This is a genomic window from Pseudomonas sp. GM33 (assembly GCF_000282295.1).
Classification (GTDB): Bacteria; Pseudomonadota; Gammaproteobacteria; order Pseudomonadales; family Pseudomonadaceae; genus Aquipseudomonas; species Aquipseudomonas laurylsulfatiphila.
Genome location: NZ_AKJO01000080.1, coordinates 22,842 through 32,693, shown reverse-complemented (window position 1 = coordinate 32,693; position 9,852 = coordinate 22,842). Strand labels below are relative to the sequence as shown.

5 protein-coding genes are annotated in these 9,852 nt (G+C 59.3%); 2 read left to right on the top strand and 3 right to left on the bottom strand.

Going from position 1 to position 9,852, the window contains the following annotated elements; all coding sequences use genetic code 11:
• The coding region (locus PMI26_RS16030; RefSeq protein ID WP_007974394.1) for an RHS repeat-associated core domain-containing protein at positions 1–1,385 on the top strand (1,385 nt) is incomplete at its 5' end.
• 110 nt (positions 1,386–1,495) lie between these two features.
• Here PMI26_RS16030 and glgB read toward each other — a convergent pair.
• From glgB to PMI26_RS16045, 3 genes are all read right to left on the bottom strand, one after another.
• Positions 1,496–3,727 (bottom strand): 1,4-alpha-glucan branching protein GlgB, encoded by a 2,232-nt coding sequence (glgB, locus tag PMI26_RS16035; protein WP_007974392.1) that lies wholly within the window; start codon positions 3,725–3,727, stop codon positions 1,496–1,498.
• Positions 3,728–3,729: 2 nt separating this feature from the next.
• Positions 3,730–7,071: a maltose alpha-D-glucosyltransferase gene (gene treS, locus PMI26_RS16040; RefSeq protein WP_007974390.1), complete on the bottom strand. Its 3,342-nt coding sequence runs from the start codon at positions 7,069–7,071 to the stop codon at positions 3,730–3,732.
• Between the two features lie 218 nt (positions 7,072–7,289).
• On the bottom strand, positions 7,290–9,287 hold the full coding sequence (locus PMI26_RS16045; protein WP_007974388.1) for an alpha-1,4-glucan--maltose-1-phosphate maltosyltransferase: 1,998 nt from the start codon (positions 9,285–9,287) through the stop codon (positions 7,290–7,292).
• A gap of 203 nt (positions 9,288–9,490) precedes the next feature.
• Between PMI26_RS16045 and PMI26_RS31600 the strand changes: the two genes are divergently transcribed.
• Positions 9,491–9,658: a hypothetical protein gene (locus PMI26_RS31600; RefSeq protein WP_007974384.1), complete on the top strand. Its 168-nt coding sequence runs from the start codon at positions 9,491–9,493 to the stop codon at positions 9,656–9,658.
• Positions 9,659–9,852 lie beyond the last annotated feature (194 nt).

The window sequence follows — 9,852 nt, the reverse complement described above, 5'->3', positions numbered from 1 at the left end:
GCAAGCTCCGCGCGAACCAGACTAACGCCCGCACGCTGATCAGCGAAGTGCGTTACCTGCCCGGTGTGGAGATCCGCAGTCATGGCGGTACGGGTGAAATCCTTCATGTGATCACCGCCAGCGCGGGTAGCAACAGCGTGCAGGTGCTGCATTGGGTCGCCGGACAGCCCAAGGACATCGCCAACAATCAAGTGCGCTACAGCCTCAACGACCACTTGCGATCCAGCGTCCTGGAACTGGACCAGAATGCCGACCTGATCAGCCAGGAATGGTATTACCCGTTTGGTGGTACGGCGTGTTTCGCGGCCCGCTCGGCCACAGAAGCCAAGTACAAGACCGTGCGTTATTCGGGCAAGGAGCGGGATGCGACGGGGCTTTATTATTATGGGTTCAGGTATTACGCGCCGTGGTTGCAGCGGTGGATCAATCCGGATCCGGCCGGGGATGTTGATGGGCCGAATCGTTATTGCTTTGTACAAAACAGTCCTCTGATACGGGTTGACCCAAACGGCCTGGCTTCGCAGATTCCAAAAAATGCTCATTGGATATGGATGGGCGACCCGTTACCGAAGGATTTTTCAAGAAATATTAATAAGTTTTCCCACATCAATCCTGACTACACACCGACACTGTGGATAAGCAGGAAAACATGGTCAGAAAAACATCAAGCAGCTTTAGAAAACCTCGCAGGCCGAATAATAGTAAAAAATATAGATGAAGCGTTCGACTCTGCAGATATCAGATTGATCTCGGCATTCGAGCGCGAGCGCTCCGGATCACTACACAACTATGCCGCCGCCAGTGACATTGCACGAGTAGTTATTGTTCATCGGGAAGGCGGCGTGTATATGGATACCGATGTAACTTCGAAATTCGGCATGCCTTTGGGGCAGCTTACCGCATATCAAGGAATCATGAAGTCTCCAAGAACAAACGCAGTTATCGCAGCAGATAAAGGCAACAATTACTTAAAGAGTGCCATGGAAAAAATCAAGTCTGCTTACGATACAAACAACGAAGAAATGTGGAAACACAAACGATCATATAACAGCCTGGGTGAATATTCAGCCGCAAACAGCCAATTCAACAACCTTTATAAAATCAAAAACAGAAATCATGAGCAGCAGGTCAAACTTGAAGGTCTGCGAGACACGATGAGTTACCTTCGAAAAAGAGACATGGACCATGGACTTGGTGATCCTTCTGATCCAAAAACTGCCCCTCGACTTCGCGGTACAATCCACGCTACGGGTCCAGACATGTGGGCAGATATACTACATAACGTCATTGGCCATGAATTGCCTCCGATCTACTTCGAACCTATTGATGCCAGTGCAGCTTCATATATTATAAAGCCATCTAACTTACGCCGTGATTCAATTTAAAGTCATCCAGGAAAACTATTCTGGCATCACCAGAAAGCAAAAAAATGGAGCGCGGCTGAGTCGATTAAAACGACAGAAACACGCTCCAGATTGAGTGTCCGAACTGAATTTTAAGTCTCCGGCCGCAACATCAACACCGCCAACGGCGGCAAATTCAACACCAGCGACAACGCCTGCCCATGGCTCGGCGTGTCCTCGGCCATCGCCCCGCCACTGTTGCCGTAATTGGAACCGGCATAATTCGACGAATCGCTGTTGAGCACCTCGTTCCACTGCCCCGCAAACGGCACGCCAACGCGATAAGCCTCACGGGGCACCGGTGTGAAGTTGGCCACCACCAGCACAGGCCGGCCGTCCTTGCTCCAGCGCAGCCACGCATAAACACTATTGATCGCATCATCGCCGATCAGCCATTGGAAACCCTGCGGCACATCGTCCTGCTCATGCAGCGCCGGTTCTTCGCGGTACAGACGATTGAGGTCGCCGACCAGTTTCTGTACGCCCTTGTGTTCGGAGTACTGCAGCAAGTACCAGTCCAGTTGCTGATCGTGGTTCCACTCGCGCCATTGGCCGAACTCACAGCCCATGAACAGCAGCTTCTTGCCCGGATGCGCCCACATGAAACTCAGGTAGGCCCGCAGGTTGGCGAATTTCTGCCAGCGGTCGCCGGGCATTTTGTCGATCAGCGAGTGTTTACCGTGTACCACTTCGTCGTGGGAGATCGGCAGGATGAAGCGTTCGGACCAGGCGTACACCAGGCCAAAACTCAGCTCGTTGTGGTGATGGGCGCGGTACACCGGGTCCTGCTGGATGTAATGCAGCGAATCGTGCATCCAGCCCATGTTCCATTTGTAGGCAAAGCCCAGGCCGCCCTGTTGGGTGCCCTGGCTGACGCCCGGCCATGCGGTGGATTCCTCGGCAATCACCAGCGCACCGGGTGCTTCCAGGGCGACCACATCGTTGAGGTGGCGCAGGAAGTCAATGGCCTCCAGGTTCTCGCGCCCGCCGTGGCGGTTCGGCACCCACTCGCCAGCCTTGCGCGAGTAGTCGCGGTACAGCATCGAGGCCACCGCATCGACCCGCAGGCCATCGACATGAAAATGCTTGAGCCAGTGCAGCGCCGACGCCAGCATGTAGCCGTGCACTTCGGTGCGCCCCAGGTTGTAGATCAGCGTGTCCCAATCCTGGTGGAAGCCTTCCTGCGGATTGCCGTACTCGTACAGTGCTGTGCCGTCGAACTGGGCCAGGCCGTGGGTATCGGTTGGGAAATGCGCCGGCACCCAGTCGAGAATCACCCCGATGCCGGCCTGGTGGCAGGCGTTGACGAATGCGGCGAACTGGTCCGGCGTGCCATAACGCGCACTCGGCGCGAATTGCGACAGTAGTTGATAACCCCATGATCCACCGAACGGATGCTCCATGATCGGCATCAGTTCGATGTGAGTGAAGCCCAGGTCTTTGACATAGGGAATCAATCGCTCGGTCAGTTCCGGCCAGGTGTACTGGCGGGCCACTTCACCCAGGTCGTCCAGCTCGCATTGCCACGAACCGGCGTGCAATTCGTAGATCGACAAGGGCGCCGTCACTCGCTGGCGGTCGCCACGGGCCATCATCCAGTCCTGATCCTGCCAGTCGACGCTCAAAGGCGAGGCGACTTTCGAGGCGGTGTCCGGTGGCAGGCTGGTGGCCAGCGCCATCGGGTCGGCCTTCAGCGGCAGGATGCCGTTGGCACCGAGAATTTCGTACTTGTAGGCGTCCCCCGCTTGCAGTCGCGGGATGAACAACTCCCAGACACCGGTGGGATGCCGCAGGCGCATCGGATGGCGGCGCCCGTCCCAGACGTTGAAATCACCCACCACCGACACCCGCCGCGCATTCGGCGCCCACACCGCGAAACGCACACCCTCGACGCCGTCCACGGTCTTGAGTTGCGCACCGAGGCACGCGCTGAGGTCGCGGTGATTGCCTTCGGCAAACAGGTACAAGTCCATGTCGCCCAGCAACGGGCCGAAGCTGTAAGGGTCTTCGGCCGTCTGCTCGCCGCCGGCCCAACGGGTGCGCAGCAGATACGCTTGCGCGCGGTCGAAATGCCCGACAAACAACCCCGGCGTCTCTGTGGCTTGAAGACTCCCAAGCGCTTCGCCCGAGTCCCTGGCCAGCACTTCTACACTCAGGGCGCCCGGCAGATAGGCGCGAATGAACTGCCCACCGGCACCATCACCGTGGGGGCCAAGTATGGCGAAGGGATCGATATGCTCGGCGCGCACCAAGGCATCGATATCCCGTGCGCCGGGCAGCAGCGCTTCTTTGTGATGACCCTGTTCCTTGTTCGAGACACTCATGACTACTCTCCACCAAGATCGGAAAAGGGTTTAAGCCCACTCAATAATCCATATAAACCGTGCAACGGCACGGGCAACCAGGTGGGGCGATTTTCCGCCTCATAGGCCACTTCATACGCCGCCTTCTCCAGACCGAACAACGCCAGCGCGGCGTCCTCGCCTTCGGGATCTTGCCATGCATGGGCAAGACTAGCTGCCGCCAGCCGATAGGCGTCGACAAATGCTGTTCGCGCTTCACTCAAGTAGCGCTCGGTGACCCGCACACGCGCGGCATCGGCCGCCGCCGTGTTATCGACGTTGTGCACGTTGGTCGCCATTGCCGCCGCATAGTCGAAGGAACGCAGCACGCCACTGACGTCCTTGTACGGGCTGTGTTTGCCCCGACGTTCATGCAAGGGCCGCGCCGGTTCCCCCTCGAAGTCGATCAAGTACGCATCGCCCTTGATCACCAGCACCTGGCCCAGATGCAGGTCGCCATGCACACGAATGCGCAAGCCGCCCGCGGTCTTTTTACCCAACGCTTGTACATGTCCGAGAATAGCTTTTTTGTTGTCCAGTAAATGGCCGACCAGGGTCTGGTCCGCCGGGGTCAGTTGATTTTGATGCTGCTTGAGCAAGTTCAGCGCGTGCTCGATTTGCGTTGCGACATCCTTGGCCGACGCCAGCGCGTCCTTCTGCGTGGTGACCTGCGGCAGGAAGTCCGGGTTGGCGCTCGGGGCTGCCAGCACCTGATGCATTTCCCCCAGGCGCCGGCCCAGCATACCGGCGAAATCTTTCAGTTCGCCGAGCGCGTTGTAGTGTTGCTCCTGCTCGGACATGGCGTCGGCCAGTTCATCGCGCAACGCCCGTTCGAGGTTGTTTTGCGTCCACTCCCAGGCATCGCCCTGATTGTTCAGGTAGCCCTGGGCGATCATCAGCAGGTTGTCCTCACCCGCCCCGTCCCGGCGCACCACGGCCCCCAGCAGTGGCGAGATATTGCTGAACCCGGCTGCGGTCAGACAGGCGCTCATTTCCAGTTCAGGATGCACGCCGCTGGCGACCTTGCGGATCAGCTTGAGCACCATGCTGTTGCCGATCACCACCGAGCTGTTGGACTGTTCCGCCGACAGGTAGCGCACCGGCGACTCGGCATTGAGGCCGAGCTTTTCCAGTTCAGCAGTGGACTCGAAGCGAATGTCGCCATCGCTGCAGGCCAATACGGTACCGGCCTGAATCCCTTGCAATACGGCATGCACGAAGGATTCCAGGCTGAAGGCATCGGTGATCAGGCCGACCTGGCGTCCGCGCCGTACCCGCGACAGCGCCAGTTGCTGCGGCAACGGCGTACCGACCTGATCCTCGGAGATAAAGCCGAACGGCAACTGATAGCGACTGCTCTGGCCACCGCTGGTGACATTGATCTCACTGAACAGCACCGGATGTTGCGCATCGCCGAAGCGCACGCCGTAGGCCAGATCGACCTGCTCGATGGCGGCGTCCTTGCCGGCGAACCAGCGACGATTCTGCAACCAGCTGGGCAGGATGCTCTGCTCAAGGGTGTGGCGTGACGGCGCTTCGAGCAGTTCCTCCATGCGTTTTTTCAGCACCAGCGTGGTGAAGTCCGGCAGGCTCTGTGCGGGTTCCACATGCCAGCTGGGCATCTGGTTTTCCGCGGCGAGGCCGAACCAGTAAAAGCCGTAGGGCGCGAGGGTCAGGAGGAAATTCAGCTGACCGATGGGCGGGAACGCGTTACCCCCGAGCATCTCCACCGGCACCATGCCGACGTAGGCCGACAAATCGAGTTCGGCGGCCTGGGCACTGCGCGACACATTGGCCACGCACAGGATGACTTCGTGTTTGCCGTCCGCCCCGGTGTATTCACGGGTGTAGGCCAGAATTCGCCGGTTGCTCGGCGACAGCATCTTCAACGTACCGCGCCCGAAGGCCTTGGATTGCTTGCGCACGGCGAGCATGCGCCGGGTCCAGTTCAACAGTGAATGCGGGTCGCCGGCCTGGGTTTCGACGTTGACCGACAGATAGCCGTATTGCGGGTCCATGATCGGCGGCAGCACCAGGCTGGCCGGGTCGGCGCGGGAGAAACCGCCGTTGCGGTCGATGGACCATTGCATCGGCGTGCGCACGCCATCGCGGTCGCCGAGGTAGATGTTGTCGCCCATGCCGATCTCGTCGCCGTAATACAGGGTCGGCGTGCCGGGCATCGACAGCAGCAGGCTGTTGAGCAGTTCGACCCGGCGTCGGTCACGTTCCACCAGCGGCGCCAGGCGCCGACGAATCCCCAGGTTGATCCGCGCGCGACGGTCGGCGGCGTAGTAATTCCACAGGTAGTCGCGTTCCTTGTCGGTGACCATCTCCAGGGTCAGTTCATCGTGGTTGCGCAGGAAGATAGCCCATTGGCAGTTGGCGGGTATATCCGGGGTCTGGCGCAGAATATCGGTGATCGGGAAGCGATCTTCCTGGGCCAGCGCCATGTACATGCGCGGCATCAACGGGAAGTGAAAGGCCATGTGGCACTCATCGCCGTTCAGGCCTTTTTTGTCGGTGTCGCCGAAGTACAGCTGGGTGTCCTCCGGCCACTGATTGGCCTCCGCCAGCAACATGCGGTCGGGGTAATTGGCGTCGATTTCGGCGCGGATCTGTTTCAGGACATCGTGGGTTTCCGGCAGGTTTTCGTTGTTGGTGCCGTCGCGCTCGATCAGGTAGGGAATCGCATCCAGGCGCAAGCCGTCGATGCCCATGTCGAGCCAGTAACGCATCACCGACAGCACCGCTTTCATGACCTGCGGGTTATCGAAATTCAGGTCCGGCTGGTGGGAGTAGAAACGGTGCCAGAAGTATTGGCCGGCGACCGGGTCCCAGGTCCAGTTGGACTTTTCGGTGTCGAGGAAAATGATGCGGGTGCCGTCGTATTTCTGATCGTCGTCGGACCACACGTAGAAGTCCCGCGCCGCCGACCCGGGTTTGGCCTTGCGTGCGCGCTGGAACCACGGGTGCTGGTCGGAGGTGTGATTGATGACCAGTTCGGTGATCACCCGCAGACCGCGTTTGTGTGCCTCGGCAATGAAACGCCTGGCATCGGCCATGGTCCCGTAGTCACTGTGCACGCCGCGGTACTCGGCGATGTCATAACCGTCGTCGCGCCGTGGTGAGGGATAGAAGGGCAACAGCCAGATGGTGTTGACGCCCAGGTCGGCAATGTAGTCGAGCTTGGCGATGAGGCCCGGAAAGTCGCCGATCCCGTCGTTGTTGGAGTCGAAATACGATTTGACGTGTACTTGATAGATCACCGCATCCTTGTACCAGAGCGGGTCCTTGATGAACGTGGCTGCCTTGGGTTTCTTCGCCATGTGAAACTCCTGGTGAATTCAACTTTGGCCACAGGCTGAACCCCAGTGGTGAAGGGCTTACCTGTGGCGAGGGGGCTTGCCCCCGTTCGGCTGCGAAGCAGTCGTCAATACAGCGACTCGGTGTTGTTGAAAGAAAAAGCGGGGGTCGCTTCGCGACCCAACGGGGGCAAGCCCCCTCGCCACAGACAAGCTCCCTCGCCACAGAGATTGTGGTGTTCTCAAGAGGCAGTAATGCGCCAGATCCCGAACGGCTGGTACGCCGGGTCGATCCGCATGAACTGATGCTTGCCATGCCAAGTCCAGCGATGGCCATTCATCAGGTCTTCGCCCTGGGTGCTGGCGTCGTCAGGCAAACCCATTTCCCACAGCGGCAACTCGAAGTTCGCCTCCTGCACGTTGTGCGGATCGAGGCTGACCGCCACCAGAATAAAGTTGCTGCCGTCAAAGCTGCGTTTGCCGAAGTACAGGATGTTGTCGTTCCAGGCGTTGTAGACCTTCAGGCCCAGATGCGTGTGCAGCGCCGGGTTCTGCCGACGGATGCGGTTGAGCTGGGCAATCTCGGCAATGATGTTGCCCGGTGCATTGAAGTCCCTGGGGCGGATCTCGTACTTCTCGGAATCGAGGTACTCCTCCTTGCCCGGCACCGGTGCCGACTCGCACAACTCGAAACCCGAATACATGCCCCACAGGCCCGAACCCATGGTCGCCAGCACGGCGCGGATGAGGAACCCGGGACGCCCGGATTCATGCAGGAACGCCGGGTTGATGTCCGGTGTATTGACGAAAAAATTCGGCCGATAACACTCGCGCCACGGCGATTCGTTGAGTTCAGTGAAGTAAGTCGCCAGTTCGGCTTTGGTGTTGCGCCAGGTGAAATAGGTGTAGCTCTGGGAATAACCGACCTTGCCCAGGCGCGCCATCATCGCCGGGGTCGTAAAGGCCTCGGCCAGGAAGATCACTTCGGGGTACAGCGCCCGTACATCGGCGATCAGCCATTGCCAGAACGGCAACGGCTTGGTGTGCGGGTTATCGACGCGAAAGATCTTCACGCCCTCCTCGACCCAGCCCACCACGATGTCGCGCAGCTCCACCCACAGGCTCGGAATCGCCTCGGGGGCATAGAAGTCGACGTTGACGATGTCCTGGTATTTCTTCGGCGGGTTCTCCGCGTATTTGATCGAGCCGTCGGGCCGCCAGTTGAACCAGCCGGGGTGCTGCTTGAGCCATGGGTGGTCCTGAGAGCACTGGATGGCGAAGTCGAGGGCGATTTCCAGGCCGTGGGCCGCAGCGGCCGACACCAGTCGGCGGAAGTCTTCGCGAGTCCCCAACTGCTTGTGAATCGCCTCGTGGCCGCCCTCCTCGCTACCGATCGCATAGGGACTGCCCGGATCATCGGGGCCTGCCGTCAGTGAGTTGTTCGGGCCTTTGCGGTAGTTGCGCCCGATCGGGTGGATCGGCGGGAAATACAGCACATCGAAGCCCATGTCGTGGATCATCGCCAGCCGCGAATGCACGTCGTTGAAGGTTCCGTGGCGTTCCGGGCTGTCAGTGATCGAACGCGGAAACAATTCATACCAACTGGCGAACTGCGCCAGCTCGCGCTCCACATCCACCGGGTACTCCGGGCTCAGGCTCAGGTAGGCACGATGATCGACGCGGGCCATGAGGTCGGCGCTACGCGGGTGCAAAAACAGTGCGACCTGCTCGGTTTCGAGCAGTCCTGCCAGTTCATGGTGCAATGCCGCCAATTGCTCACTGAGTTGCCCTTCACTGCGCTCGGCGGCTTGCTGCACCTGGATCCGCCCTTCCTGCAATTCGAGGCTGACGGGCACCGCTGCTGCATGCTTCTTTTCCAGTTCGTAGCGAAAACTGGCGAACTGATCGATCCAGGCTTCGATACAGAACAGATAACGGCCCTGACTGTTCACCCGGAACTGCCCCTGCCAACCGTTGTTGCCCAGATCGTGCATGACAGCGCTTTGCCAGACGTCCTCGTCCTCGGCCCGCCAGCGCACGCGAACCGCCAGCTTGTCATGCCCGTCGGCAAAGACCTTGGCCGTCACCACCACATCCTGTCCCACCACCGCCTTGACCGCGAACTGCCCGCCTTCAAGGGTCGGCATGAGGTTTTCTATGACAATGCGCGGCAGCAACAGCGCCTGCGACAGCGGCATGTGCGGGTTGTAGCTCAACTCAGTCGGTTTTTCAGCCGTCATCGAGCCTCTCTCCTTACGCCCCATGGACGCGCTTGTGTCTGGTCGCTCCCCCAACGGGCCATCCGCCCCGGGATGTACCCACTTAGGTTCCGAGCGATGGCTGGCGGGAAAAGTTCATCGGCAATTTGCGGAATCAAATCATTCGCACAGCAGTCAACCTACTAAAGCACGACTCACGCCATGTGCCACCGGAGGCCTGACCAATGAACAATCCATTCCCGGCTGAAACCCCCGATCCAAACATCGACAACCCGGTGATCCCCCCCAGCGAACCACAACCGGTGCCCGAACAGGACCCACCTGGCACTACCCCGCCGCCAAGGGAGGAACCGCCGACCACGATGCCCCCGGTGATTGTGAATCCTGAATGAAGACAGGTGATCGTTCCTGCCTCGACAGCAGGAACGATCATCAAAAATGAATGACGCTTCCCAAGTACCTGTAGTACCGATCCTAAAGCGCCAATTCTGCCCGTCCGACTATTTACGAAACCTGCACCCCGCGCCTTATATAGCCATCACTTCTGCAGCCTTGAGTGTGGTTAGCCATGAAAACGTTTTTTTCC